Raw genomic sequence first — 24,624 nt, 5'->3', positions numbered from 1 at the left:
CGCCTGATGCTGCTCGACTCCGCGTCCCTGTACTTCCGCGCCTTCTTCGGCGTCCCCGACACGATGGTGTCGCCCCGGGGCGAACCCGTGAACGCGCTCCGCGGGTTCCTCGACATGATCGCCCGGCTCGTCGAGGAGTACGAGCCCACGCACCTCGTCGCCTGCTGGGACGACGACTGGCGTCCGGCGTGGCGGGTCGAGCTCATCCCCTCGTACAAGACGCACCGCGTGCTCGGCGGCGACCCTGGCCCCGGCGCCGGCGGGGCGAACCCGCTCGACGTCGTCGTCGCCGAGGAGTCGCCCGACGCGCTCACGCCCCAGGTGCCGGTGATCGCCGAGGCGCTGGCGGCGTTCGGCATCGCGCGGGTCGGCGCCCCGCGGTGCGAGGCCGACGACGTCATCGGCACGCTGGCCACCCGGGCGCCGAAGGGACGCGAGGTCGACGTCGTCACCGGCGACCGCGACCTGTTCCAGCTCGTCGACGACGAGCGGAAGGTGCGGGTCCTCTACACCGCCAAGGGTCTTCGCAACATGCAGCTCATCGACCAGGCCGACCTGCAGGAGCGGTACGGCGTCGCGACCGGTGCCCAGTACGCCGACCTCGCCACCATGCGCGGCGACACCAGCGACGGCATCCCCGGTGTTCCCGGCATCGGCGAGAAGGGCGCCGCCATCCTGCTGGCGAAGTTCGGCAGCCTGCAGGGCATTCGCGACGCCGCGGCCGACCCGTCGTCGGGGCTGACCAAGGCGCAGCGGGCGAAGATCGAGGCGGCGTCCGACTACCTCGACGTCGCGCCGACCGTGGTGCAGGTGCTGCGCGACGCCGACCTGCCCGACCACGACGACACCCTGCCCACCACCCCGGCCGACCCCGGGGCGCTGGCAGCCCTCGGCGAGCGGTGGGGCGCCGAGTCGAGCATCGAGCGGCTCACCGCGGCGCTGGCCGCCCGCGCCTGAGCCGAAAGCGCCGGACGCGCAGGCGTTCCCGGCGCATCCTCGACGCGCGGCGCCGACCGGTGCCGCACCACCACGCGAGGAGGGAGTGGCCGTGCCGATCGAGCGAGGCTGAAGGTCAGCCACTCAGGAGACGGCCATGCCCACCACCAGCACGCGCTGGCGCCGGTACTACCGGCGCCGGTTCCTCAACCGCGCCCCCCGCGTCGCCGCTGAACCGGCACCGAGACCGCAGTAGTGGGGCGTCCGCGCGTGGCGCACGCCCCACTACTGCGGTCTCGACGACGGTCGGCAGCGGCACCAGACCGTGGCGCGTCAGGGCCAGGTGGTGGCGTGGCGGTCGAAGGCGTCGGCCTGCTGCACCGGCACGACGCAGAAGAGCAGGCCTGCAGGGTCACGCAGCACGGCGTACTCGTCGTGGCGCTGCTCGACCCGGGCGCCCAGCCCGACGAGCCGCTCGACCTCCGCCGCCACGTCGTCGGTCTCGACGTCGAGGTGGACGCGGGAGGGCGTGCCCTCGCCGGTGCGCTGCACCGCGAGGTCGACGTCGCCGTGCAGCCCCAGCCCGCCGTACTCGCCGTGGTCGCCGGACGTGGTCGGCTCGCGTCCCGTGGCGCCGGCCCAGAACGCCAGGGTCGCGTCGTGCTCGGGCGGGGCGACGTCGACCAGCACGACGCCGACGCGGCTGCGGTGCGGCACGGTCAGGTCCGCCCGCGCGAGCGCAGCCGGCCGGTCGGCATGGGCGGCGCGGTGATCCGCTCGCCGGTGGCGCCGACCACGGAGCCGAACCGGGGCGCGTGGGCGTTCCACAGGGCGCGGGCGGAGACGATCTCGTCGTGGCTGCGCCCCACCAGGTTCCACCAGATGGTGATCTCCTCGTCGAACGGCAGCCCGCCGAGCAGGAGCACCCGCGCGCCGGGGGTGGACCGCACCTCCAGCCCCTCCCGCCCGTGCCCGAGGTACACCAGCTCGTCGGGGCGCAGCTCCTCGTCGTCGAGGGCGACCTCGCCGTCGACCAGCAGCACCGCGTACTCCCACACCCGCTTCAGCGGCAGCCACGCCGACGCGTCGCGACCCGCACCGGGCTCGACCTCGACCACCGCGCCGACGATCGGCGTGTGCGCCGTCGCGGGCGACACGACGCCGGCCAGGTGGCCCAGCAGCACCCGCGCGCTCAGACCGGGCAGCTTCACCAGCGGCACCTGCTCGTGGTGCTCGAACGCCGGCGCCCCGTCGCGGGCGCTCTCCGGGAGGGCGACCCACAGCTGCAGCCCGTGCAGCCCGGGCGGACGCTCGACCGGCGACTCCTCGGCGTGGCTGATGCCGTGCCCGGCGGTCATCAGGTTCAGCTGGCCCGGGACGATGGTCTGCTCGTTGCCCAGCGAGTCGATGTGCAGCACCTCGCCGTCGAGCAGCCAGGTGACCGTCTGCAGGCCGGTGTGCGGGTGCGGGCCGACCAGCATGCCCTCGCCCGTCGTGACGTCGTCCGGGCCGAAGTGGTCGAGGAAGCACCAGGCGCCGACCATCCGGCGCCCCTTCGTCGGCAGGTAGCGGCGGACCGTCGCGCCCTGCCGCGGCTGGGCCTCGGTGGGGGCGAGCCGCGTGGTCAGCTGCACCTCGCGGCCGGGCAGCCGCTGCACCACCTCGCGGTCGGCGGGGTCGTGCCCGGCGCCGCACTCGACCGCCTGGGGGCGCTGCTGGAGATCGGTCACCCGTCCACTGTGCCACCACCGGCGCGGCGGCGGACCCCGACCGTCAGCGGACGCTGCTCCACGCCATCACGCCGCGGTCGACCGCGGCCAGCGCGGCCCGCGCGGCGGCGGCGACCTCGGCGTCCTCGGGCGGGGCGTCGGCCGCCTCGCAGGCCAGCGCGATCTGGGCGAGCAGGTCGATCGCCTGCCGGGTCCAGCGCACGAAGTCGCCGGGCGTGAGGTCGCCGTCCTCGAGCACCTGCTCGAGGTGCTGGCCGCGCGCCCAGCGGTGCAGCGGCACCGTCATGCCGAGGTCGGGGGCGCCGGTGAGGTCGACCCGGTGACGGGCCTCGGTGTCCTGCAGGTCCGACCAGACCTTCGTGGTCGCGTCGAGCGCGGCCCGGGTCGCGCCGCCGGGCACCGCCGGCGCCGCCCCCACCTGCTCGCGCCGCGCCTCGTAGACGACGGCGGACGCCACCGCGGCCATGCCCGGTCCGTCGAGGCCGCGCCACGCGCCCGCGCGCAGGCACTCGGCCACCAGCAGGTCCTTCTCGGTGTACACGCGCCGCAGCCGCTCCCCCGCGGTCGTGAGCCCGACCCCGCCGCGCACCTCGTCCGCGCGCCGCAGGTAGCCCAGGTCGAGGAGCAGGTCGCAGACGCGGTCGAACGTGCGGGCGATCGTGCTCGTCCGGCCGTCGATGCGGCGCGCGACCGCAGACCGCTCCTTGCGCAACCGGTGGTACCGCTCGGCCCAGCGGGCGTGGTCCTCGCGCTCGGGGCACCGGTGGCACGGGTGGGCCTTGAGCTGCGCCCGCACCCGGGCGACCTCGGCCGCGGCGTCCTCGGGCACCTCGCGTCGCCGCCGCTCGCGCGGCGGGTTGTCGGCCAGGCGCCCCTCGGCCAGGACGTTGCGCAGCGACGACGCGAGGTCGCGCCGGGCCGCGGGGTTGCGGGCGTTGAAGTTGCGCGGCACCTTCAGCGTCGTCACCGGCCGCACCTCGTCGGGGACGTCGTGCAGCGCGAGCCGCCGCACCTGCCGGTCGAGGGTCAGCACCGACGGACGCGGGCCGTCCAGGCCGCCGGCCGTCCCGGGGTCGAGCACCACCGCGTAGCCCGAGCGCCGGCCGGAGGGCACCAGGATCACGTCGCCGATCCGCAGCCGCTCCAGCGACTCCAGCGCGCGCCCGCGCTGCGCCTTCGACGCCTCGCGGGAGGTCTCCTTCTCGAGCTCGCCGACGCGGCGTCGCAGCGCCATGTACTCGCTGAAGTCGCCCAGGTGGCAGGTCATCGAGGCCCGGTACCCCTCGAGCGCCTCGTCCTGCTCGCGCACCTGGCGGGCCAGTCCGACCACGCCGCGGTCGGCCTGGAACTGCGCGAACGAGGTCTCGAGGATCTCGCGCGCCGCCTCGCGGCCGACCTGGGCGACCAGGTTCACGGCCATGTTGTACGTCGGGCGGAAGCTCGACCGCAGGGGGTAGGTGCGCGCGGACGCCAGGCCGGCCACCTGCTCGGGGTCGAGCGCGGAGTCCCACACGACGACGGCGTGGCCCTCGATGTCGATGCCGCGGCGGCCCGCGCGCCCGGTGAGCTGGGTGTACTCCCCCGCGGTCACCGGCACGTGCGCCTCGCCGTTGAACTTGACCAGCTTCTCGAGCACGACCGTGCGCGCGGGCATGTTGATGCCGAGAGCCAGTGTCTCCGTGGCGAACACGGCCTTCACCAGGCCGCGGGTGAACAGCTCCTCCACGACCTCCTTGAAGGTCGGCAGCATCCCGGCGTGGTGCGCCGCCAGCCCGCGCTGCAGGCCCTCGACCCACTCGTGGTAGCCGAGCGTCGCGAGGTCGCGGTCGGCGATCTGGGCGACCTTGCGCTCGACGACGGCGCGGATCTCGGCCCGCTCCTCACGCGTCGTCAGCCGGACGCCGGACGCGAGGCACTGGCGCACGGCGGCGTCGCAGCCGGCCCGGCTGAAGATGAAGGTGATGGCGGGCAGCAGGCCCTGCGCGTCGAGCCGCTCGACCACCTGGGCGCGCGACGGCCCACGGAACCCGCGGTGGTGCCGGAACGACCCACCCTCGGACCGACCGCCGCCGTCGCGGCCTCCCGCCCGGCCCCGCGGGCGTCCGCCGTGCCGCCGGTCGCGCCCGCGGAACGGGACCACCTCGCGCTGCAGCCGCCGCACGTCCGGGTTGACGGCCTGGCGACCGTCCTCGTCCTCGACGAACAGGTCGAGCAGGCTGACGCCCGCGCGCTCCCCCGGCGCGCCCGACGACCCGACCACGACGTGCTGCCACAGCGGCACCGGACGGTGCTCGGACACGACCACCCGGGTGTCGCCGCGGACGGTGTCGAGCCAGGCGCCGAACTCCTCGGCGTTCGAGACGGTCGCCGACAGCGACGCGAGCTGGACGTGCTCGGGCAGGTGCAGGATGACCTCCTCCCACACCGGTCCGCGGAACCGGTCGGCGAGGTAGTGCACCTCGTCCATGACGACGAAGGCCAGGCCGCCGAGCGTCGGGGAGCCGGCATAGAGCATGTTGCGCAGCACCTCGGTGGTCATCACCACCACCGGGGCGTCGCCGTTCAGCGAGGTGTCACCGGTGAGCAGACCCACCGAGGCGGCGCCGTGCCGGGCCACGAGGTCGGCGTACTTCTGGTTGCTGAGCGCCTTGATCGGCGTGGTGTAGAACGCCTTGCCGCCGCGCGCGAGGGCGAGGTGCACCGCGAACTCGCCGACGACGGTCTTGCCGGCCCCGGTGGGGGCCGCCACCAGCACGCCGTGCCCCTGCTCGAGCGCCTCGCACGCCTCGACCTGGAACGGGTCGAGGTCGAAGCCCAGCAGCTGGGCGAACCGCTCGAGCTCGGGGAAGCGGTCGAGCTCGGTGGCCATGCACCGAACCTAATCGGTGCCGGCCGCCAGCACCCGCAGGGCCCCCGGGACGACCTCGCAGTCCAGCGGCGCGGGCCCGACCCGCTCGCCGTCGGCGTAGATCGTCATCGCCCGGCCCGGCAGCTCGACCCGCACCCGGCGCGCCCGGCGCACCGTCACCGCCGGGTTCTTGACGTGGTCGCCGGTGTAGACGGTCGGGAAGACCCGGACGAAGCGCGCCGTCGAGATCGGGCCGAGCACGACCACGTCGAGGAGCCCGTCGTCGAGCAGCGCGTCGGGCGCGATCTGCATGCCACCGCCGAACGAGGTGCCGTTGGCGACCGACACGAGCATGCCGCGCACGTCCTGCACCTCGTCGTCGAGGGTGAGCCGGTACTCCATCGGCCGGAACACCGGCAGCTCGCGCGCGATCGCCAGGTTGTAGCGGACCGGTCCGCGCGGCCAGCGCCAGCCGTTGGCGCGCTCGTTCACCAGCGCGTCGAAACCGGCCGACAGGACGCCGACGAACCAGCGCGAGGTGCCGTCGGAGGTGGTGGCGCGCGCCAGGTCGACGGTGCGCGTGCGCCCGACCGCGAGGTGCTCGAGCAGCCGGTCGACCGCGGCGACCGGTTCGCGGGGCGTGAGCCCGAAGGCGCGTGCGTTGTCGTTGCCCGTGCCGGCCGGGACGACGCCCAGCGGGACGCCGGTGCCGGCGACGGCGTTCACCCCGAGGTGCACCATGCCGTCGCCGCCGACGACGACCAGCGCGTCGACGCCGGACGCGACCGCGCGGGCCGCCTCCTCGCGCGCCGCCTCGGCCGTCGGGGCGCTGATGTCGAGCACGGTGGCGTCCGAGGCCGTGAGCCGGTGCAGCGCCAGCGCCGTCGCGACCCGTCCGTAGCCCTTGCCGCTCGTCGGGTTCGCGACGACGGCGATCCTCACAGCGGGCTGGCCCGGTCGTCGTCGAGGTCGTCGAACAGCTCGTCGGCGTCGCGCCGCCGCCGCCGTCGGTCGTTGAGCAGGCAGACGCCGATCGCCAGCGCGAACAGCACCAGCAGCGGCGTGGCCAGCAGGAACATCGACAGGACGTCGGGGGTGGGGGTCGCCAGGGCGGCGAAGGTGAACGCCGCGACCACCACCCACCGCCACGCCTTCAGCACCCCGCGACCGCTCACCAGGCCGAGGAAGTTCATGCCGACCAGCACCACCGGCACGAGGAAGGACAGCCCGAAGGTGAGGATCACGCGCATGATGAAGCCCAGGTAGACCTGGGCGTCGATGATGTTGCTGAACCCCTCGGGGGCGAAGCTGACCAGGAACCGGACGAAGTTCGGGATCGCACGGAACGCGAGGTACGCGCCGCCCGCGAACAGCGGCACGGCGGCGCCGACGAAGCCGAGCGCGTAGCGGCGCTCCCGCGTGGTCAGGCCCGGGGTGACGAACGCCCACAGCTGGTAGATCCAGATCGGGCTCGACACCAGCACGCCGATGAAGAACGAGACCTTGAGCTTGAGGTCGAACGGCTGCGCGACCGTGCCGAAGTTGACGCTGATCAGGTTCTCGTCGCGCAGCTCGAGCAGCGGGGCGCTGAGCGCCTCGAGCACCGGGTCGTAGAGGAACCAGCCGGCGACCGCACCGGCGATCAGCCCGAGGCACGCCTTGAAGATCCGGTTGCGCAGCTCCTTGAGGTGCTCGCGCAGCGCCATCCGGCCCTCGGGATTGCTCCTGCGGCGCGGCGAGATGGCCACCATCGTCGGCGGGCGTCAGACGGGGTCGGGGACGGGTGGGTCAGCCGTCGCGGCGCACGTCGTGGTCGGCGTGCGGCTGGCGGGTGGCCTGCTGGTCGTCGACGACGCGACCCTCGAGCGGCGACCCCGAGGCGTCGGTGCGGCGCGACGGACCGTCGTCGTCGCGCATCTCCTTGACCTCGCTCTTGAAGATGCGCATCGACCGGCCGAGGCTGCGGGCGGCGCCCGGCAGCTTGTTGGCGCCGAACACCAGCACGATGATCAGCACGAGCACGAGCAGCAGCCACGGGTTGTCGGCCAGGTTCCTGAGCACGTCAGTTCCCCTTCGGATCGGTTGCGGTCATCGTACGTCCTGCCGCGCCCAGGGGGTCCGCGGGCGGGTCGAGCGTCGCGAGGAACGCGGAGTCCTCGTCGGCGCGGGTGACCAGCCACTCGTCGAAGGCGGCGCCGGCCTCGGTCTGCGCGGCGGTGGCGCGCCGGGACGCCTCACCCACCTCGCGCAGCACGGCGCGCACCCGCTGCCACAGCCGCCAGCCGAGGGCGCCGAGCAGGAGCAGGGAGGCCAGCACGAGCACCAGCCACATCCACCAGGTCACGGCGCGAGCCTAGTCCCCGGACCTGGGAGCGCCCGGTGAGCGGGCGGTGAGCCGGCGGTGGGCATCCGCCGCCGGGCCCCCCGGCAGCCCGGCGACGTGCGTCCCGCGTGCGTCCGGCGCGAGGGCCGGTGCGACGGGAGTCGTGCGCCGCGGTCAGCGGCGGGTGCGCTCGCCCTGGGCGCCGGTGCGCGGGGCGGAGCCGTGCAGGCCGGCGGCGGCGGCCGCGGCGAGCAGGTCGGCGCTGTCGAGCCAGAGGGCGAAGTCGAGGACGTCGTCGTAGCCGATGGCCGGACCGGTGTGCTCCTCGAGGGCCTCGTCCGGGACCGTCCAGGTCTCGGCCACGACGCCGCCGGTGCGGAGCAGCTTCACGATCTCGGGCGCGGCGGGCTTGCGGACCTCGTCGCGGCAGGTCGTGCAGGTGAACGTGTAGTACGACCAGACCGGCACCGAGCAGACCACGAGCCGCACCTGCGGCGGAGTCAGGTCGATGTCGCCGCAGCACGGGCACGACGCCTTGATGGTGGTCATGTCGTGCTCCCCTCCTGGTGCCCCGGCCCGAGCCGGCTGATCGGTCCCGCCGGGTGCTCCCGGCGTTGACAAGGACTTCGGCGCGCAGCGCGTCCGGCTTGAGCCCGCAGGCTCTGCCAACAGGGTGAATGCGGGCTGCTCCGGCGCGAGACGCGCGTCACGGGCGGTACGCCCGGGAGGCGACGACCCCTCAGGCGCCGTAGCGGGCGAGGGCCTCGGTCGCGGCGGCGGCGACCTCGGCGGCCAGGTCGGCCGGCTCGGTCACGGTGACGGCGCCGCCGGAGCCGAGGGCGAGCCGGCGCACCCAGGCCGCGTCGCCGGCGCGGAGCCGGACGCGGGTGCGCCCGTCGCCGGCGTCGACGACCTCCTCGGTCGGGTAGAAGTCGGCCACCCAGCGCGCGGACGGCGCGAGGTCGAGGGTGACGAGCAGGTCGTCGGGCGAGGGCTGGAAGAGCCGCTCGTCGAGGTCGCGGCTGCGGGCCTGCGGGGGCGGGGTGCCGTCGACGTCGAGCACGCGGGCGTCGAGCACGCGTCCCATCCGGAACAGCCGGACGGCCTCGGCCCGGTGGCACCAGCCCTCGAGGTAGATGTGGCCCTCGAGGCTGAGCAGGCGCATCGGGTCGACGTCGCGCTCGGTCGCCTCGTCGCGGCCCGGCACGTGGTAGCGCAGGTGCACGCGGCGGTGCCGCTCGACGGCGTCGCGGACGCGGTCGAGCAGCGTCGCGTCGACCTCGTCGTCGAGCACGACCTCGACCACGCCGGCGGCCTCGCCGGCCTCGCCGGTGGCCTCGGACAGCTTGGCCAGGGCGCCGTCGAGCGCCTCGCGGTCGCCGGCGCCGGGGGTCTCGGCGAGGGTGCGCAGCCCGACGAGCAGCGCGACGGCCTCGTCGAGGCCGAGCCGCAGCGGGCGCGAGATCGCGTCGGCGTTGCCGACGAAGACCTGCCCGCCCTCCCAGTCGGCCTCGATCAGGTCGTCCGGCAGCCCGCCCGGCAGGCCGCAGACGAACAGCAGCTCGAGGTCGGACACCAGCTCGGCCTCGGTCAGGCCGAAGTGCGCCGCGGCCTCCTGCACCGGCACGCCCTGCCGCTCGAGCAGGTACGGGACCATCGACAGCAGCCGCGAGAGCCGGTCGGTGGCGCTCTGCTGCGCCGGCGGGCGGCGCCCTCCCCCGCTCACGACCCGCTCCCGTGGCTCGCGACCGCGCGCCGCAGCCGCTCGACGACCGCGTCGCGCAGGTCGTCCGGGCCCTCGACGAGCGCGGACGTGCCGAGGGCGGCGACCTCCTCGGCGAGGTCGTCGAGGTCGGTGAAGTCGATCTCGACGACCGAGCCGTCGTCGTGCAGCGCGTCGGGGCTGACGTCCGCGCCCGCGCGCCGCCGCAGCGACAGGCCGCTGCCGGGGTCCAGCCGCACCCGCGCCGTGCGCGAGCCCCCGGCGGCCCCCGACCCGGCCAGGACGCGGCGCACCATCGCCCGCGCGTCGACGTCGTCCGGCGGCGACACCGACCCGGCGGGGCCGACGGTCTGCGGACGGCCCTCGATCCGCGAGAGGCGGAACACCCGGGCGTCACCGCGGTCGCGGTCGTGCCCGACGAGGTACCAGCGGCCGTGCCAGTTGGTGATGCGCCACGGCTCGACGGTGCGCTCGGCCGGATAGCCCGTGCCGCCCGTCCGGTACCGGAAGCGGACGGGTGCGCGGTCGCGGGTCGCCTCGTAGAGCGGGCCGAAGGCCGGCTCGGCCGTGCGCACCCGAGACTCGACGCCGACGACGGCCTCGTCGGTGCTGACGCCGAGCGACTTCAGCTTCACCATCGCCCGCCCGGCCGCGCCGGCCAGCGTCGCCTGCTGCCAGGCGCGCGAGGCCAGACCGAGGACGGCCAGCTCGGCGGGGGTGAAGGAGATCTCGGGGAGCGCGTAGGCCTCGCGGTCGATGCGGTAGCCGTGCTCGTCCTCGAACCAGGCCGAGGAGCTGCCGGTGAGGACGGGGACGCCGAGGTCGCGCAGCTCGTCCTTGTCGCGCTCGAACATCCGGTCGAAGGCGGCGTCGGTGGCCGCCTCGCCGTACTGCGGGACGGCCTGGCGGATCTGCTCCTTGGTGAGCCACTGGCGCGTCGCGAGCAGTGCGATCACGAGGTTGAGCAGACGCTCGGTGCGGCGCGCGGACATCGTGCGCCAACCTATACCGGCGGCGGCCGTGGTGCGGCCCGTCCGCCGGTAGCGTCGCCCCCGTGACGACGCCCTCCTCCCCCGGCCCCGACGGCAGCGACGACCCCGCCGGCGTCGTGCGCTGGCGTCGCGCCGTCGTCACCGGCCTGCGCGCCGGCTGGCCGGGGGCGCAGGAGCTCGACGTCGAGATCACCGACCCGGACGGCGGGACGCGGCCCGCGCGGGCGCTGGCCTACCCGGCACTCGTGGGACGGCCGCAGGTCGGCGACGCCGTGCTGCTGAACACCTCCGCGCTCGACCGCGGCCTCGGCACCGGTGGGTACGGCCTCGTCGTCGCCCTCCCCGACCGGTTGCCGGCCGACCCGCCCGGCGGCCCCGGCCACCTGGTGAAGGCCCGGTACAGCCCGCTGCAGGCGATGGTGCTGGGCGTCGACGAGCAGGAGTCCGAGCACCACGAGGTGCTGCGCGAGGCCGACGACCTGGCCGGGCTGCCGGTGGTCGTGGCCGACCTGCACTCCGCGCTGCCGGCCGTGCTCGCCGGCGCCCGCTCGGCCGGGGGTGGGCGGCGTGCGGTCTACGTGATGACCGACGGCGGCGCGCTCCCGGTGTGGTTCTCGCGGACGGTGGCCACGCTGCGGCAGCAGGGCTGGCTCGCCGCGTCGGTCTCGGTCGGGCAGGCCGTCGGCGGCGACCTCGAGGCGGTGACCCTGCACTCCGGGCTGCTCGCGGCACGGCACGTGCTCGACGCCGACCTGGTCGTGGTCGCCCAGGGGCCGGGCAACCTCGGCACCGGCACCCGCTGGGGCTTCTCCGGCGTCGCCGCGGGCGAGGCCGTGAACGCCGCCGCCGTGCTGGGAGGCGCACCGGTCGCGAGCCTGCGGGTCTCCGGCGCCGACCCGCGCGGGCGGCACGTCGGCGTCTCGCACCACAGCCTGACCGCCTACGGGCGGGTCGCCCTGGCGCCCGCCGACGTCGTCGTCCCGGCGCTCGAGGGCGTCCCCGGGGCGGACGACGCCCTCGCCGCCACCGTGCGCGAGCAGGCCGCCGCCCTCGGCGCCCCGCAGGGACGCCACCGGCTCGTCGAGGTCGCCTCCGACGGCCTGCTGGACGCGCTGCGCGAGGTGCCGGTGCGGCTGTCGACCATGGGCCGCGGGCTCGACGACGACGCGACGCCCTTCGTCGCGGCAGCAGCGGCTGGTGTGCACGCAGCTCTGCTGTCTGCTCGCTGACGCTCGCGCGGACCCGGCCCCACCGAGGGTCGACTCCTCCCACCTCGACTCGGTCGCTTCGCTCCCTCGCTCGGCGCGCCGGAGCCGACCGGGGCCGGATCCTGATCGGTGGTGGTCGCGTCCCTACCTGACAGCCACCAGGTCGACGACGAAGATGAGGGTCTCGCCGGGGGCGATGGCGCCGCCGGCGCCGCGGTCGCCGTAGGCGAGGTGCGCGGGGATGACCAGGCGACGGCGGCCGCCGACCTTCATGCCGGCGATGCCCTGGTCCCAGCCGGCGATGACCTGGCCGACGCCGAGCCGGAAGTCGAGGGGCTGGCCGCGGTTCCAGGAGGCGTCGAACTCCTCACCGGTGGAGAACGCGACACCGACGTAGTGGCACGAGACGGTGTTCCCCGCGGTCGCCTCGGGGCCGTCGCCGACGACCTCGTCGTGGACCTGCAGGTCGGTCGGCGGCTCCCCGCCGGGGAACTCGATCTCGGGACGGGTCAGCTCGGGCACGCGGTGCCTCCTGGGGTCGAGGTGCGGTCGGTGTGGGGGTGGTGCTCGGTCACTGGGCGTCGAGGATGTCGATCACGAAGATCAACGTGTTCTCGACGGGGGTGGTCGCGCCCTCGCTCGCGACGTCCGGCGGGACGACGAGCATGATCTGCGACCCGACGGGCTGGTCGACCAGGCCGGCGTCGAGCGCCTTCATCACCTGGCCCTGCCCGATCGGCAGCGGCACCGGGGCGCCCTGCGCCCACGACGACTCGATCACCTCGCCGGTCTCCCACGCCACCAGGACGTAGTGCGCAGTGAGCGTCTGGCCACTCTGCACCGGAGGGCCCCCGCCGGTGATGAGCCTGTTGAAGAGCAGATCCGTGGGCGGCGGGCCGGCCGGCACCGCCACGGTGGGGGTGCCGTCGGCGCCGAGCGTCACGGTCGGCAGGCCGGCCATCGGCGCTTCCGGCGTGCCGGTCGCCCGTGCGAGGACGGGCGTGGTGTCGATGACGTCGATGACGAAGATCAGGCTGTCCTCGGCCTCGATGCCGGCGCTCGGCTGGCCGCCGTTGGCGCCGTAGCCGTCCTCGGGCGTGATGCCGACCATCACGCGCTCGCCCACCTTGGCGCCCTCGAGCGCGGTGATGAAGCCGGCGATCAGCGCGCCCTCCTTCAGCACGAAGCTGGCGGGCTTCTCGTTGCCGTAGGAGGTGTCGAACTCGGTGCCGTCGCGGCCGTTGACGCCGAGGTAGTTCAGCTCGACGCGGTCGCCGAGGGCGACCACCTTCGCGTCCGGCGCCCCCTCCTTCAGCACGCGTCGCTCGGTCGCGGCGGCCTCGAAGCGGCCGTCCCACGACAGCTCGGGCTTCTCACCGTCCTCGCCGGTCACGTCGACGTCGGCGATGTCGCTGGTGACGACGTCCTCCGTGCTGGGCGACGGGTCGTCGCCGGGGGCGTCCTGGCAGGCGGAGAGCAGGAGCGCGGGCAGCAGGAGCAGACCGATGAGGAGGCGACGCACGTCCAGCACACTAACCGCCGAGCCTGGGAGGAGCCTGCACCACCCCGCGTCGGGCGACGCGCGTCACATCCCCGCGATGAGCCGCTCCACCCGCTCGTCGACGCTGCGGAACGGGTCCTTGCAGAGCACCGTCCGCTGGGCCTGGTCGTTCAGCTTGAGGTGCACCCAGTCGACGGTGAAGTCGCGCCGCTTCTCCTGCGCCCGGCGGACGAAGTCGCCGCGCAGCTTCGCCCGCGTCGTCTGCGGCGGGACGCTCGTCGCCTCGAAGACCTCGATGTCGCTGGTCACCCGCTCGACCATGCCCTTGGCGGCCATCAGGTTGTACAGGCCGCGCCTGCGCGAGATGTCGTGGTAGGCCAGGTCGAGCCGCGCGATCCGCGGGCTCGACAGCGGCAGGTCGTGCTTGGCCATGTACCGCGAGAGCATCCGGTGCTTGATCGCCCAGTCGAGCTCGCGGTCGACCAGGGAGTGGTCCTGCTCGCGGACGGCGCGCAGCCCGCGCTCCCACAGGTCGAGCACCCGCTTGGTGGTGGGCGTGTGCAGGCCGTGGTCGTCGACGAAGGCGGCGGCGCGCTCGAGGTACTCGGTCTGGATGTCGAGGGCGCTGGCCTGCCGGCCGTTGGCCAGCCGGACGGTGACGCGTCCGGTGAGGTCGTGCGAGATCTCCCGGATCGCGCGGATCGGGTTCTCCAGGGTGAGGTCGCGCACCGGGAGACCGGCCTCGATCATCCGCAGCACCAGGTCGACGCCGCCGACCTTGAGCATCGTGGTCGTCTCGCTCATGTTCGAGTCGCCGACGATGACGTGCAGGCGCCGGTACCGCTCGGCGTCGGCGTGCGGCTCGTCGCGGGTGTTGATGATGGGGCGCGAACGCGTCGTCGCGCTGGAGACGCCCTCCCAGATGTGGTCGGCGCGCTGCGAGAACGTGTAGAGCGGTCCGCGCGGCGTCGACAGCACCTTGCCGGCGCCGACCAGCACCTGCCGGGTGACGAGGTAGGGGATCAGGACGTCGGACAGCCGCGAGAACTCGCCGCCGCGGCCGACGAGGTAGTTCTCGTGGCAGCCGTAGGAGTTGCCCGCCGAGTCGGTGTTGTTCTTGAACAGGAACACCTCGCCCTCGACGCCCTCCTCGCGCAGCCGGCGCTCGGCGTCGACCACCAGGCCCTCGAGGACGCGCTCCCCCGCGCGGTCGTGCACCACGAGCTCGCGGACGTCGTCGCACTCGGGCGTGGCGTACTCGGGGTGCGACCCGACGTCGAGGTAGAGCCGGGCGCCGTTGCGCAGGAACACGTTCGAGGAGCGGCCCCAGGACACGACCTTGCGGAACAGGTAGCGCGCCACCTCGTCGGCGGAGAGCTTGCGCTGGCCGTCGGCCACGCAGGTGACACCGAACTCGGTCTCGATGCCGTAGATCCGCCGGTCCATGGGGCTCCCTCGTCGCGTGCCGCCAGCCTACGTCGCGACCGCTGGCTACGTTGGGTGGCGTGAGCGAGCCGGGTGACGTGTCGACCCGGCGCGGTGCCCCGCCGGTCCTGGTGCTGACCGGCAGCGTGGTCGGGCTGGGCCTCGCCGTCGGGCTCGTCCCCCGCGTGCTGCGCGACCCGTCCGCCTCGGCCGTCTACGCCGTCTCGGCGGGGCACCACGCGATAGCCGCCGCCGTGGTGGTGCTGGCGGCGGCGGCCGTCGCGCCGCTCGCGCTGGTCGCGGTCCGGCTGGGACGCCGTCACCGCTGGGCCCTCGCCCTGCTGGTCGCACCCGTCGCAGCCGGCCTCGCCGTGCTCGGCCTGACCGGGGGTCGCGGGGACGCCGCACGGGTGGCCGCCTCGCTCGAGGCCCGGGTCGGCGTCCTCGACGCCGGGAAGGTGCTCACGGCGGCCGCCGCCGCGTCCCTGCTGTCGATGGTGGTCTCGGTGACGCTCGCCGTGCTGGTCGGGCTGTGGTGGGACCGGCGGCACCCGGCTCCCCGACGTTCCGGCGCCGACCTGCTGCGGGCGGCCGCGGGTGCGGTCGCACCCGCCGAGCGCGCCCGCGCCCGCCGCCGGGCCCTCGTGCAGGGCGCGGTCTACGCGTTGGTCTGGGCCGTGGTGCTCGCCGTGGTGGTCCCGACGGTGCCGCGCTGAGCCCTCAGCGCACGGGACGGCGCAGCACCGGGACGTCGCGCCCCTCGGCGTCGACCACCCGGCCGGCCTCGGCGTAGCCGAACCGCCGGTACAGGGCCAGGTCGTCCGAGGCCGCGGTGCCGGTCGAGAGCTCGAGCAGCCGCACGTCGGTGCGGCGGCCGACCTCGGCGTGCAGCGCCTCCAGCAGCGTGGTGGCCAGGCCGCGCCCGCGCAGGTCGGGCGCCACCACGACACGGCCGACCCGGCCGGTGCCGTCGGCGCCCACCGTCAGCCGGATCGAGCCGACCAGCCGACCGCGACGGCCGTGCTCGCCGTCGCTCTCGGTGGTCGCCAGCAGCCAGGTCGTGGCGGGGTCGTCGACGACGCGCTGCAGGTCGTCGACCTCGTCGGTGAGCTGGCGCAGGAACGGGTCGCGGCGGCGCTGTGCCTCCGCCACCCAGGCGGCCCGCTGCAGCGTGAGCAGCTCGCCGACGTCGTGACGTCGTGCGGGCCGCACCCGGACCGGGACCGCCGAGCCCATCAGCCGTCGTCCTCGCCGTCGGCGCCCGCGGACGGCGCCGGCCGTCCCGGCTGGTCCTGGGCCTGCGTGGCCGTCCCGGTGCCCTCGCCCGACGGCGGCGGCACCGCCTCGCCGCCGGTGAGGGTGTCGTGCGAGCCCGGGCCGGGGTCGTCGGTCGGCGGCACGTCGCGGTCGGGGTCGTCGTCGGCGGGCAGCCGCTCGAGCAGGGCGCCGGCGACGCGCCGGAACGCGCGCCGCGGTCGCTGCCGGTCGAGCACCGCCACCTCGAGGTCGCGGGGCGCCAGCGTGCGGCTCTCGCCGCCCGCGGGGTCGGCGCCGAGCGCGCGCACCGCCAGGCCGAGGACCTCGGACAGCTCCAGACCGGGACGCCAGGCGTCGCCGATCGCCGCCGCCACCGTGTCGGACGACCCGCCCATCACCACGAAGCCGGTCTCCTCGTTCACCGAGCCGTCGTAGGTGATGCGGTAGATCTGGTCGCCGTCCGGGTCGGGGGCGACCTGCGCGACCACCAGCTCGACCTCGAGCGGCTTGTGCTCGGTGGTGAAGGTGGCGCCGAGGGTCTGGGCGTAGGCGTTGGCCAGGCCCCGGCCGGTGACGTCGGTGCGGTCGTAGGAGTAGCCGCGCAGGTCGGCGTAGCGCACGCCCGCCACCCGCAGGTTCTCGTACTCGTTGTACTTGCCGACCGCGGCGAAGGCGACCTTGTCGTAGATCTCGGAGACCTTGTGCAGCGCGCGCGAGGGGTTCTCGGCGACGAACGCGATGCCGTGGTCGTACGGCAGGACGACGACCGGCCGACCGCGCGCGATGCCCTTGCGGGCGTAGTCGGCGCGGTCCTTCATCACCTGCTCGGGCGAGACGTAGAACGGCGTGGTCATGCGCGGGCCTCCCCTGCACCGGTGGCGCCCGAGCCGCCGGGGTCGCCGGCGCGACCGGCCACCACCCGCTCGACCACCGCGGACAGCTCGTCGTCGGGCACCCGGCGGTAGCCGTCGACGGTGACCGTGGCCACGACGGGCCAGATCCGCCGGGTGAGGTCGGGACCGCCGGTCGCGGAGTCGTCGTCGGCGGCGTCGTACAGCGCCTCGACGGCCACCCGCACCGCGTCGTCCGGACCGTGGGTCGGCCGGTAGAGCTTCTTCAGCGCCCCGCGGGCGAACAGCGAGCCGGAGCCGACCGAGTGGTGGCCGTGCTCCTCGTACCGCCCGCCGGTGACGTCGTAGGAGAAGATCCGGCCCACGCCGGAGCCGAGGTCGTAGCCCGCGAACAGCGGCACGACGGCCAGGCCCTGCATCGCGAGCCCGAGGTTGCCCCGGATCATCGTCGCGAGCCGGTTCGCCTTGCCGTCGAGGCTGAGCAGCGTGCCCTCGATCTTCTCGTAGTGCTCGAGCTCGACCTGGAACAGGCGCACCATCTCGATGGCGAGCCCGGCGGAGCCGGCGATGCCGACGCAGGAGTACTCGTCGGCCGGGAAGACCTTCTCGATCTCGCGGCTCGCGATCACGTTGCCCATCGTCGCCCGGCGGTCGCCCGCCATCACCACGCCACCGGGGAAGGTCAGCGCGACGATCGTGGTCGCGTGCGGCGCCTGCGGCACCTCGCCCGCGGGCAGCGGACGGCGTCCGGGGACGAGCTCGGGCGCGTACTCGCCCAGGAAGTCGGTGAACGACGACGTGCCGGCGGCGGTGAACGCTGACGGGAGCCGTCCGTACGGCGAGCCGTCGGTCACTGGCCGCCCTTCTGCACGAAGCCGCGGACGAACGACTCCGAGTTCGACTCCAGCACGTCGTCGATCTCGTCGAGCAGCGAGTCGACGTCGTCGGTGCTGACCTGGCTCGCGGGGGCGGTCGGCGGCGGCGCCGGAGCCTCGTCGGGCTCGTCGCCGTCACGCCGCTGCGGACGCTGCTGCTCCTGGCCGGACATCGGACCTCCCGGGTGCACCGCGTCCGCGGAGGGACGCGTCGTGCACCGATCCTAGGCAGCCCGTCCGACGCCCGTCCCGGCGACCCGCCCCGCGGGTCAGCGCTGGGACAGCGCGCGCACCAGGTCGGCCGCGGTCTCGCAGCGGTCGAGCAGGGCGCCGACGTGCTCGCGGGTGCCCCGCAGCGGCTCGAGCATCGGGACGCGCTGCAGCGACGGGAAGCCCGGCACGTCGAAGATCAGCGAGTCCCAGCTGGCCGCGGTGACATCGCTGCCGAAGCGGGCCAGGCACTGGCCGCGGAAGTACGCGCGGGTGTCCTCCGGCGGCGACGACACGGCGGCGCGCACGTCCTCGGGGTCGAGCAGCCGCTCGACGGCCCCGCGCTCCAGCAGCCGGTGGTACAGGCCCCGCTCGGGCCGCACGTCGGCGTACTGCAGGTCGATCGCCTGCAGCCGGTGGTGCGACCAGTCCAGGCCCTCCCGGTCGCGGAAACCCTCCAGCAGGCGGAGCTTGGCCACCCAGTCGAGCTCGCGCGCGCACGACATCGGGTCGCGCGCCAGCCGGTCGAGCAGGTCGCCCCACCGGTGCAGCACGTCGCGCGTCTGCTCGTCGGCGTCGTCGCCGAGGCGGTCGTCGACGTGCTCGAGCGCGGCCTGGTGGTAGCGCTGCTGCAGCTCGACGGCCGTCAGCCGGGTGCCGTCGCGCAGCGTGACGAGCGTCCGCAGGGACGGGTCGTGGCTCACCGCGTGCAGCGCCGCGACCGGGTGCTGCACGGTGAGGTCGGGCAGGGTGCGCGCCTCGACCATGGCCAGCACCAGCGCCGTGGTGCCCGTCTTCAGGTAGCCGGCGACCTCGCACAGGTTCGCGTCGCCGATGATGACGTGCAGCCGGCGGTGCTTGTCGGCGCTGGCGTGCGGCTCGTCGCGGGTGTTGACGATCGGGCGCTTCAGGGTGGTCTCGAGACCCACCTCGACCTCGAAGAAGTCGGACCGCTGGGCGATCTGGAACCCGGGCCGGTCACCCGCCTGACCGAGCCCGACGCGCCCGGCACCGGTGAGCACCTGCCGCGAGACGAAGAACGGCACGAGCCCGCGGACGATGTCGGGGAACGGCGTGGCCCGGTCCATCAGGTAGTTCTCGTGGGTGCCGTACGAGGCGCCCTTGTTGTCGGTCGTGTTCTTGTACAGGTTCACCGCCGGCTGCCCCGGCACCTCGGCCAGGCGCCGCACCGCGGCGAGCATCACCAGCTCCCCGGCCTTGTCCCAGCGCAGGCAGTCCAGCGGTCCGGTCACCTCGGGGCTGGAGTACTCGGGGTGGGCGTGGTCGACGTAGAGCCGGGCGCCGTTGGTGAGCACCACGTTCGCCAGCGTCGGGTCGTCGAGCTCGTCGCCCAGGTCGCCGCCCGGCACGTCGGTGAGCTGGCTCGGGTGCGCCTGCTGGCGGCCGAGCTCCCAGCCGCGGGCGTCGCGCAGCGGCTGCTCGTCCTCGTAGTCCCAGCGCGCGCGCCCGACGCGGGCACCCAGCGGCGCGGCGTAGGCGTTGACGACCTGCCCGGAGAGCAGCATCGGGTTGGCGGCCGGGTCACCGGCGGCCGAGACCCCGTACTCGGTCTCGATGCCCATCACCCGGCGCACGCTCATGCCGCGAGCCTACGGAACGCGACACGGTCGGCACGCGCGGCGGTGGGCGTCAGGCGCCGGAGCAGACCGAGCCGTCCGCTCCGACGTCGTCCTTCCCGTACTCGGCCGCTGCCACCAGGCCGTCCAGCCACCGCTGGCGTGCGGCCGGCTTCGTCACGATGTCCTCGAGCGAGAGCTCTCCGTAGTCGCGGATCGCCAGACCCGCCACGCAGTCCGCCTGCCCCTGGCTCAGACCGGCCTGCACCAGCTGGTAGCTGCTCAGGAACAGGATGGTCGTGAGGTCGATGCCACCGCCGACGCAGTCGCGGATGCCCTCGACCAGCGTCGTCTGCAGGGTGGTGGCCGCCGACGAGCCCACCAGGTCGGTGTCCGGAAGCGCCGTGAGGCGGCCCTGCACGCAGGCCAGCTGGTCGGGCGGCATCAGGTTCTCGCCGTTCTCCTGCACCACCCTGCGCAGCCGGTCGTCGACCGCCGCGCGATCGACCACCTCGAGCCCGGTGTACCCGTCGTAGCGCCAGCCGTCGTCGGTGCGCACCGCCCGCACCAGCTGGGCCATGCCGGCGTTGTCGCCGTCCCGGAAGACCAGCCTGGCGGTACCGACGTCGCCGGAGACGTCGACCGAGTCGATCTCGACGTCGGTGGCCGGCTCGACGTCGGCGACCGCCTCGCGGCACGCTGCGACGTCGGCGGTGCCGAGCGACTGCTGCAGCGCCCTCGTCGTGTAGAGCCTCTCGCACTGGTCGGGGTCGGACGAGGTGGCCATCTCCGTGAGCAGCGCCGTGACCTCGTCCTGCGGCGACGTCGTGGTCGTGGGTGCCGGGTCGCCCGTGCCCGTGCTGCCTCCCGGCGTGCACCCCGCCAGCGCGACCACCGCCACGAGCACCACCACCGTCACCGCACGCCCGCGCACCGTCGTCCCCCTCGTCCGGATCCCCTGCGCACCGGAGCCTACGGGGTCGCCGGACGACGACGCCCGCCCTCGTCCACAGCGGGCGAGGGCGGGCGTCGAACGAGTCGCTGCGGGTCAGAGGTACTGGCCGGTGTTCGAGACGGTGTCGATGGTGCGACCCGGCTCGTTGCCCTTCTTGCCCTGGATGATCGTGCGGATGAACACGATCCGCTCGCCCTTCTTGCCGGAGATGCGGGCCCAGTCGTCGGGGTTGGTCGTGTTCGGGAGGTCCTCGTTCTCCTTGAACTCGTCGACGCAGGCCGCGAGCAGGTGGTCGACGCGGATGCCCTTCTGCTGCAGCGTGAGCCAGTCCTTGATCGCCATCTTCTTCGCACGGTCGACGATGTTCTGGATCATGGCGCCCGAGTTGAAGTCCTTGAAGTACAGGACCTCCTTGTCGCCGCCGGCGTAGGTGACCTCGAGGAACTGGTTCTCCTCGGTCTCGGCGTACATGCGCTCGACGGTGGCCTGGATCATCGCCTCGACGGTCGCCTCGGCCGAACCGCCGTTCTCGGCGAGGTCGTCGGCGTGCAGCGGCAGCCCGGGCGTCAGGTACTTGGTGAAGATGTCGCGCGCGGCCTCGGCGTCGGGCCGGTGGATCTTCACCTTCACGTCGAGCCGGCCCGGACGTAGGATCGCCGGGTCGATCATGTCCTCGCGGTTCGAGGCGCCGATGACGATGACGTTGTCGAGCCGCTCCACGCCGTCGATCTCGGCGAGCAGCTGCGGCACGATCGTGGTCTCGACGTCGGACGAGACCCCCGACCCGCGGGTGCGGAACAGCGACTCCATCTCGTCGAAGAACACCACCACCGGGGTGCCCTCGCCGGCCTTCTCCCGCGCCCGGGCGAAGATCAGCCGGATGTGCCGCTCGGTCTCGCCGACGTACTTGTTCAGCAGCTCGGGACCCTTGATGTTGAGGAAGTACGCGTTCACCTCGCTCTGCCCGGCGCGCGCGGCGGCCTGGGTGGCGAGCGAGTGCGCGACCGCCTTGGCGATCAGGGTCTTGCCGCACCCCGGCGGACCGTAGAGCAGGATGCCCTTCGGCGCCTTGAGCCCGTGCTCGCGGAACAGCTCCGGGTGGTTGAACGGCAGCTCGACGGCGTCGCGGATCTGCTCGATCTGCCCGGACAGCCCGCCGATGTCGGCGTAGTCGATGTCGGGGACCTCTTCGAGGACGAGCTCCTCGACCTCGGCCTTGGGGATCTTCTCGTAGACGTAGCCCGACCTCGGCTCGAGGGTGAGTGCGTCGCCGACCCGCAGCCTCTCGTCGCGCAGCGAGCCCGCCAGCTTCACCACGCGCTCCTCGTCGGCGCGGGCCAGCACGAGGGCGCGGTCGTCGCCGAGCAGCTCCTTGATCGTGACCAGCTCGCCGGTGCGCTCGTACCCCACCGCCGTGACGACGTTGAGCGCCTCGTTGAGCATGACCTCCTGGCCGGGCCCGAGGGCGTCGCGGTCGATGGTGGGGCTGATCGCCACCCGCAGCTTGCGCCCGGCCTGGACGACGTCGACGGTGCCGTCGGCGTGCGACTCGACGTAGGTCGCGTACCCGTTCGGCGGCTGGGCCAGCCGGTCGACCTCGGTGCGCAGCGTGACCAGCTGCTCGCGGGCGTCGCCGAGGGTGCGCTGGAGGCGCTCGTTGCGGTTCAGCAGGTCGTCGGCCTGGCGCTGCAGGAGGGCGACGCGGTCCTCGAGCGTGCGCACCCGTCCGGGCTGCTCGGTGACGCGGCGGCGCAGCGAGGCGATCTCCGAGCGCAGCAGCTCGACCTCGCGCTGCGTGGCGGCGTCGTGGCCGCCGGGCTCGCCGGTGTGCTCGACCATGCGGACCTCCCGGTGTCGGTGGGTCACCCCAACCTAACCCGGCTCCCCGGGCCCGGGCCCGGCGACCCGCCCGTTCGTGTCCGACCCGACACCTCGTGCGGGCCGGGCGGTCTCAGCCCTCGGACGTGGTGGCGGTGTCGTCCAGCGGCGCGGTGCCGCGGACCTGGTCGCGCCGCACCCGCCGCACCTTCTTGTCCGACACGGTGCGCTCGCCGAGCTCGTCGGCCGAGAACTCCTGCCCGGCCCAGTGGTCCTCGCCGAGCTCGCTGCCCTTGGCGGGGCGCCGGCGTCGCGCGGGCGCGGTCACCCCGTCGGCCATCCGGCGCGTGGTGAGCAGGAAGCCGGTGTGCCCGACCATGCGGTGCTGCGGGCGGACGGCCAGGCCCTCGAGGTGCCACCCGCGCACCATCGACTCCCACGCCGCGGGCTCGGTCCACGCGCCGTGGCCGCGGACCTCCTCGGCCAGGCGCGACAGCTGGGTCGCGGTCGCCACGTAGCCGATGAGCACGCCGCCCGGCGTCAGCGCGGTCGCGGCGGCGTCGAGGCACTCCCACGGCGCGAGCATGTCGAGCACCACCCGGTCGACCGTGCCGGGCTGCTCGGTCTCGGGCAGCACGTCGGCGAGGTCGCCCACGCTGACCCGCCAGGCCGGGTGCGGGCCCCCGAAGAAGGTCTCGACGTTGCCGCGGGCGATGTCGGCGAAGTCGGCCCGGCGCTCGATCGAGTGCAGGTGCCCGGCGTCACCGACCGCCCGCAGCAGCGACATCGACAGCGCGCCCGACCCCACGCCGGCCTCGACCACCCGCGCACCCGGGAAGACGTCGGCCATGGCGACGACCTGGCCGGCGTCCTTGGGGTAGACGACGGCGGCGCCGCGCGGCATCGACAGGACGTAGTCGCTCAGCAGCGGCCGCAGCACCTGGTACTCGGTGCCCGCGGTGTTGGTGACGACGACGCCCTCGGGCCCGCCGATGAGGTCGTCGTGCAGGAACATCCCGCGGTGGGTGTGGAACTGGGAGCCGGGCGTCAGCGTGATGGTGTGCAGCCGGCCCTTGGGGTCGGTGAGCTGCACCCGCTCCCCCGCCCGCAGCGGCCCGCGGCGCGCGGCCGCCCCGGTGGGGCCGGCGTGGGACGCGGTGTCGTCGGGCTGGTCTGGCACGACGACGGAGTCTAGGCGCAGCCCACCCTCGCCGGCCGGGCGGCCGTCGGCGGCGGGTCGTCGGCGGCGGCTCGTCAGCGGCGGACGGGGGCGACCAGCGCCCGCACCACGTGCTCGACGTCGACCACCCCGACGACGCGGCCGGCGTCGGTGACGAGCAGGCGCTCGCGCCCGGCACGCTGCACGGCGGCGATCAGCGCGTCACCGGCGAGCGAGACGTCGAGCACGGCGCCCGGCTCGTGCGGACGGGACACCGACTCGACCGGCACCTCGTGGCGGCGCGGGACGGGGACCGCTGCCGCCGCGACGTCGTCGACGACACCCGTGACCGCGCCGGCGGCGTCCAGCACGACGACCGCCTGCCCGCTCGCGGGTGGCAGGTCGGCGACGGGGGTGCCCGGCGCCACCGCGACCACCGGCCGCATCACGGACCGCAGGTCGAGCCGCTCGGCGCGGCCCCGGACGCGGGCGCTGCTGATGGCCTGGCCCGCGGCCGACCAGAGCATCGCGCCGATCAGGGCGGCCCAGACGACGCTGAGCAGCCGCGGCTGGCGTCCCTCCAGCAGCGGCCAGGCGGCGATCGCGACGGCCAGGACCGCCACGACGCGACCGCCCCAGCCGGCGGCGACCGTCCCGCTCGCCCGGCTGCCCGTGATCCGCCACACCAGCGCCTCGAGCACGCGTCCGCCGTCCAGCGGCAGGCCCGGCAGCAGGTTGAACCCCGCCAGCAGGGCGTTGGTCAGCGTGAAGGCCAGCAAGAGCCGCGTCGCCACGAGCGCGCCCGTGTCGTCGGGTCCGGCCGTGCCGACGACCCCGAGCGCCAGCCAGCCCCCGAGCGCCAGCGCTGCGTTCGCCAGCGGCCCGACGACGGCGACCCAGACCGACCGGCCCGGCGAGACGGCCTCGGACTCGAACTGGGTGTGGCCGCCCCAGAACGTGATGACGATGTGGGTGGGCGGCAACCCGACGAGTCTGGCCGCCGCCGCGTGGGCGGCCTCGTGCACGACCACCGCGACGAAGAAGGCGAGGGCGTAGCCGACGCCGACGGCGTACGCGAGGGCGCCGAGCTGCGGCGCCAGGCCGCTGCCGAACAGGACGGTGACCAGGGCGGCCACCAGCAACCAGCTCTGCGCGACGTAGACGGGCACGCCGGCGACCTGCCCCAGGCGCACGCCGGGGGTGCGCTCGGTCCGGGCCATCGCACCTCCTGCCTGC

25 protein-coding genes are annotated in these 24,624 nt (G+C 74.6%); 3 read left to right on the top strand and 22 right to left on the bottom strand.

All coding sequences use genetic code 11. The annotated features are described in order from the left end of the window. Nucleotides 1-6 precede the first annotated feature (6 nt). A complete protein-coding gene (locus ACYVKY_RS10890) occupies nt 7-957 on the top strand; it encodes a 5'-3' exonuclease (protein ID WP_460435076.1) in 951 nt (316 codons plus the stop codon). Between the two features lie 312 nt (nt 958-1,269). Here the strand turns inward: ACYVKY_RS10890 and ACYVKY_RS10885 are convergent, their stop codons facing one another. The 10 genes from ACYVKY_RS10885 to ACYVKY_RS10840 all read right to left on the bottom strand — a co-directional run bounded on the left by ACYVKY_RS10885 (nt 1,270) and on the right by ACYVKY_RS10840 (nt 10,552). Beyond that, nucleotides 1,270-1,653, bottom strand: coding sequence for a VOC family protein (locus ACYVKY_RS10885; protein ID WP_460434993.1), 384 nt, complete (start codon nt 1,651-1,653; stop codon nt 1,270-1,272). A 2-nt stretch (nt 1,654-1,655) separates the two neighbouring features. Then, the gene (locus tag ACYVKY_RS10880) at nt 1,656-2,666 is read right to left on the bottom strand and encodes a pirin family protein (protein ID WP_460434992.1); all 1,011 of its coding nucleotides are present in this window, start codon (nt 2,664-2,666) and stop codon (nt 1,656-1,658) included. A 43-nt stretch (nt 2,667-2,709) separates the two neighbouring features. Beyond that, complete coding sequence (locus ACYVKY_RS10875) at nt 2,710-5,535, bottom strand: DEAD/DEAH box helicase (RefSeq protein WP_460434991.1); 2,826 nt, start codon at nt 5,533-5,535, stop codon at nt 2,710-2,712. A gap of 9 nt (nt 5,536-5,544) precedes the next feature. After that, nucleotides 5,545-6,456 carry a YegS/Rv2252/BmrU family lipid kinase gene (locus ACYVKY_RS10870; protein ID WP_460434990.1) on the bottom strand — a complete coding sequence of 304 codons (912 nt, stop codon included), beginning with the start codon at nt 6,454-6,456 and terminating at the stop codon, nt 5,545-5,547. After that, nucleotides 6,453-7,265, bottom strand: a complete 813-nt coding sequence (gene tatC, locus ACYVKY_RS10865; protein WP_460434989.1) for a twin-arginine translocase subunit TatC — start codon at nt 7,263-7,265, stop codon at nt 6,453-6,455. Before tatC ends, ACYVKY_RS10870 begins: the two co-directional genes overlap by 4 nt. A 37-nt stretch (nt 7,266-7,302) precedes the next feature. Beyond that, nucleotides 7,303-7,575 carry a Sec-independent protein translocase family protein gene (tatA, locus tag ACYVKY_RS10860; RefSeq protein WP_460434988.1) on the bottom strand — a complete coding sequence of 91 codons (273 nt, stop codon included), beginning with the start codon at nt 7,573-7,575 and terminating at the stop codon, nt 7,303-7,305. 1 nt (nt 7,576) lies between these two features. Continuing rightward, nucleotides 7,577-7,858 (bottom strand): hypothetical protein, encoded by a 282-nt coding sequence (locus ACYVKY_RS10855; protein WP_460434987.1) that lies wholly within the window; start codon nt 7,856-7,858, stop codon nt 7,577-7,579. A gap of 153 nt (nt 7,859-8,011) precedes the next feature. Further along, entirely contained in the window at nt 8,012-8,386 is a 375-nt protein-coding gene (locus ACYVKY_RS10850) for a hypothetical protein (protein ID WP_460434986.1), read from the bottom strand. Nucleotides 8,387-8,576: 190 nt separating this feature from the next. After that, a complete protein-coding gene (locus ACYVKY_RS10845; RefSeq protein ID WP_460434985.1) occupies nt 8,577-9,563 on the bottom strand; it encodes a helix-turn-helix transcriptional regulator in 987 nt (328 codons plus the stop codon). Beyond that, complete coding sequence (locus ACYVKY_RS10840; protein ID WP_460434984.1) at nt 9,560-10,552, bottom strand: helix-turn-helix transcriptional regulator; 993 nt, start codon at nt 10,550-10,552, stop codon at nt 9,560-9,562. The genes ACYVKY_RS10845 and ACYVKY_RS10840 overlap by 4 nt, the downstream gene beginning before the upstream one ends. A gap of 62 nt (nt 10,553-10,614) precedes the next feature. Between ACYVKY_RS10840 and ACYVKY_RS10835 the strand changes: the two genes are divergently transcribed. Continuing rightward, nucleotides 10,615-11,781, top strand: coding sequence for a DUF3866 family protein (locus tag ACYVKY_RS10835; protein ID WP_460434983.1), 1,167 nt, complete (start codon nt 10,615-10,617; stop codon nt 11,779-11,781). A 123-nt stretch (nt 11,782-11,904) separates the two neighbouring features. On the opposite strand, the gene ACYVKY_RS10830 is transcribed toward ACYVKY_RS10835, so the two are convergent. From ACYVKY_RS10830 to pafA, 3 genes are all read right to left on the bottom strand, one after another. Beyond that, nucleotides 11,905-12,282 (bottom strand): FKBP-type peptidyl-prolyl cis-trans isomerase, encoded by a 378-nt coding sequence (locus ACYVKY_RS10830; protein WP_460434982.1) that lies wholly within the window; start codon nt 12,280-12,282, stop codon nt 11,905-11,907. A 49-nt stretch (nt 12,283-12,331) separates the two neighbouring features. After that, complete coding sequence (locus ACYVKY_RS10825) at nt 12,332-13,282, bottom strand: FKBP-type peptidyl-prolyl cis-trans isomerase (protein WP_460434981.1); 951 nt, start codon at nt 13,280-13,282, stop codon at nt 12,332-12,334. Between the two features lie 63 nt (nt 13,283-13,345). Beyond that, complete coding sequence (gene pafA / locus ACYVKY_RS10820) at nt 13,346-14,707, bottom strand: Pup--protein ligase (RefSeq protein WP_460434980.1); 1,362 nt, start codon at nt 14,705-14,707, stop codon at nt 13,346-13,348. 59 nt (nt 14,708-14,766) lie between these two features. On the opposite strand from pafA, the gene ACYVKY_RS10815 reads away from it, so the two are divergent. Continuing rightward, nucleotides 14,767-15,402, top strand: a complete 636-nt coding sequence (locus tag ACYVKY_RS10815; RefSeq protein WP_460434979.1) for a hypothetical protein — start codon at nt 14,767-14,769, stop codon at nt 15,400-15,402. Nucleotides 15,403-15,406: 4 nt separating this feature from the next. Here the strand turns inward: ACYVKY_RS10815 and ACYVKY_RS10810 are convergent, their stop codons facing one another. The 9 genes from ACYVKY_RS10810 to ACYVKY_RS10770 form a co-directional block, all read right to left on the bottom strand. Beyond that, on the bottom strand, nt 15,407-15,922 hold the full coding sequence (locus tag ACYVKY_RS10810; RefSeq protein ID WP_460434978.1) for a GNAT family N-acetyltransferase: 516 nt from the start codon (nt 15,920-15,922) through the stop codon (nt 15,407-15,409). Further along, nucleotides 15,922-16,797 carry a proteasome subunit alpha gene (gene prcA / locus ACYVKY_RS10805; RefSeq protein ID WP_460434977.1) on the bottom strand — a complete coding sequence of 292 codons (876 nt, stop codon included), beginning with the start codon at nt 16,795-16,797 and terminating at the stop codon, nt 15,922-15,924. The genes ACYVKY_RS10810 and prcA overlap by 1 nt, the downstream gene beginning before the upstream one ends. After that, nucleotides 16,794-17,648 carry a proteasome subunit beta gene (gene prcB, locus ACYVKY_RS10800; protein WP_460434976.1) on the bottom strand — a complete coding sequence of 285 codons (855 nt, stop codon included), beginning with the start codon at nt 17,646-17,648 and terminating at the stop codon, nt 16,794-16,796. Before prcB ends, prcA begins: the two co-directional genes overlap by 4 nt. Then, complete coding sequence (locus ACYVKY_RS10795; protein ID WP_460434975.1) at nt 17,645-17,842, bottom strand: ubiquitin-like protein Pup; 198 nt, start codon at nt 17,840-17,842, stop codon at nt 17,645-17,647. The genes prcB and ACYVKY_RS10795 overlap by 4 nt, the downstream gene beginning before the upstream one ends. A 96-nt stretch (nt 17,843-17,938) precedes the next feature. Beyond that, a complete protein-coding gene (gene dop, locus ACYVKY_RS10790; protein WP_460434974.1) occupies nt 17,939-19,480 on the bottom strand; it encodes a depupylase/deamidase Dop in 1,542 nt (513 codons plus the stop codon). 49 nt (nt 19,481-19,529) lie between these two features. Continuing rightward, nucleotides 19,530-20,390, bottom strand: a complete 861-nt coding sequence (locus ACYVKY_RS10785; protein WP_460434973.1) for a hypothetical protein — start codon at nt 20,388-20,390, stop codon at nt 19,530-19,532. A gap of 114 nt (nt 20,391-20,504) precedes the next feature. Further along, nucleotides 20,505-22,250, bottom strand: coding sequence for a proteasome ATPase (gene arc, locus ACYVKY_RS10780; protein ID WP_460434972.1), 1,746 nt, complete (start codon nt 22,248-22,250; stop codon nt 20,505-20,507). 112 nt (nt 22,251-22,362) lie between these two features. Then, a complete protein-coding gene (locus ACYVKY_RS10775; protein ID WP_460434971.1) occupies nt 22,363-23,409 on the bottom strand; it encodes a tRNA (adenine-N1)-methyltransferase in 1,047 nt (348 codons plus the stop codon). 74 nt (nt 23,410-23,483) lie between these two features. Further along, complete coding sequence (locus tag ACYVKY_RS10770; RefSeq protein WP_460434970.1) at nt 23,484-24,608, bottom strand: zinc metalloprotease; 1,125 nt, start codon at nt 24,606-24,608, stop codon at nt 23,484-23,486. Between the last annotated feature and the right edge of the window lie 16 nt (nt 24,609-24,624).

This window comes from Angustibacter speluncae (assembly GCF_054777815.1).
Note: the sequence above shows the minus strand (reverse complement) of the source record. Positions and strands in the feature narration are given on the sequence as shown.

Bases quoted from the DNA above. Each gene is read 5' to 3' on its own strand.
- prcA (WP_460434977.1), bottom strand. From the start codon at position 16,797: ATGACCACGCCGTTCTACGTCTCGCCCGAGCAGGTGATGAAGGACCGC.
- ACYVKY_RS10890 (WP_460435076.1), top strand. From the start codon at position 7: ATGCTGCTCGACTCCGCGTCCCTGTACTTCCGCGCCTTCTTCGGCGTC.
- ACYVKY_RS10840 (WP_460434984.1), bottom strand. From the start codon at position 10,552: ATGTCCGCGCGCCGCACCGAGCGTCTGCTCAACCTCGTGATCGCACTG.
- pafA (WP_460434980.1), bottom strand. From the start codon at position 14,707: ATGGACCGGCGGATCTACGGCATCGAGACCGAGTTCGGTGTCACCTGC.
- tatC (WP_460434989.1), bottom strand. From the start codon at position 7,265: ATGGTGGCCATCTCGCCGCGCCGCAGGAGCAATCCCGAGGGCCGGATG.
- ACYVKY_RS10850 (WP_460434986.1), bottom strand. From the start codon at position 8,386: ATGACCACCATCAAGGCGTCGTGCCCGTGCTGCGGCGACATCGACCTG.
- ACYVKY_RS10875 (WP_460434991.1), bottom strand. From the start codon at position 5,535: ATGGCCACCGAGCTCGACCGCTTCCCCGAGCTCGAGCGGTTCGCCCAG.
- dop (WP_460434974.1), bottom strand. From the start codon at position 19,480: ATGAGCGTGCGCCGGGTGATGGGCATCGAGACCGAGTACGGGGTCTCG.
- arc (WP_460434972.1), bottom strand. From the start codon at position 22,250: ATGGTCGAGCACACCGGCGAGCCCGGCGGCCACGACGCCGCCACGCAG.
- ACYVKY_RS10795 (WP_460434975.1), bottom strand. From the start codon at position 17,842: ATGTCCGGCCAGGAGCAGCAGCGTCCGCAGCGGCGTGACGGCGACGAG.
- ACYVKY_RS10810 (WP_460434978.1), bottom strand. From the start codon at position 15,922: ATGGGCTCGGCGGTCCCGGTCCGGGTGCGGCCCGCACGACGTCACGAC.
- ACYVKY_RS10770 (WP_460434970.1), bottom strand. From the start codon at position 24,608: ATGGCCCGGACCGAGCGCACCCCCGGCGTGCGCCTGGGGCAGGTCGCC.